General features: G+C 55.7%; 1 protein-coding gene and 1 pseudogene. One reads left to right on the plus strand and one right to left on the minus strand.

Going from position 1 to position 776, the window contains the following annotated elements; all coding sequences use genetic code 11:
- Positions 1-113, plus strand: a pseudogene (locus tag ACZYOF_RS44095) (IS630 family transposase); the annotation flags it as partial.
- 421 nt (positions 114-534) lie between these two features.
- Here ACZYOF_RS44095 and ACZYOF_RS44100 read toward each other — a convergent pair.
- On the minus strand, positions 535-776 hold a 242-nt coding region (locus ACZYOF_RS44100), incomplete at its 5' end, for a hypothetical protein (RefSeq protein ID WP_463719637.1).

Here is a 776-nt window from a genome sequence, read left to right on the forward strand (position 1 = left end):
AACACATCGATGCCTACGTCAACGCGTACAACGACAAAGCCGAGCCCTTCGTCTGGACCAAGAAAAAGGTCCGTCAACGCCGCTTCACAGGGCGCCGTATCACTCAGCTCTGATTCCGGGTACTAGTCCATGTTCCGAGCACACTATCTTGTTGTCCGAAGCCGCGCAAAGCAGCTCCTGCTCGCGCTAGTACCAGGCGGCCAGATCGATGCGTATTTGCCGCTCGTCAGATATCATCATGTCCCTCTCGCTCGTTTCCGGCCAAACGCCTCCACTCGCCGGCAAGCCCCACCGACTTCGCGCGCTGCGGCCACCAAATGGCTTAGAAAGGGATTAGATGAAGCTGACGCGGCGTTGTAAAATATGAATTTTCTGCCGGCTGATTAGCCGAAGGCTATACCTACCCGTAGTTGCGAGTATCCGCCTTCGGGTTTATGACACACACCAACAGTCCGGGTTGCCCCATAAGCGGATCGAGGAGCGCTTGTTTCCGCCCGTTACTCCCTATTTCCGCCAACTTTGATCGCCACGTAACTAGCGGATAATTTGACCGAAGCGTGGCCAGAAGGGTCCGCGATCAACGATTTCAATCGAAGCGGTTTGCAGAACGCGAATGAAAAGCGCTGCGCTATTTGCCCTTGGCCTCTTGTCTGGGGATGTCCCGGGTTCTGTTGAATTACTGAAGAGGTCGGCGTTGCCCACCTTGAGCCGGTAGGCTCGGGGTGCTGATTCCACAAAGGAGAGCAACGCCATGACGAGAGATATCACACCGGCTG

Source organism: Bradyrhizobium sp. LeoA1Lang (assembly GCF_055413685.1).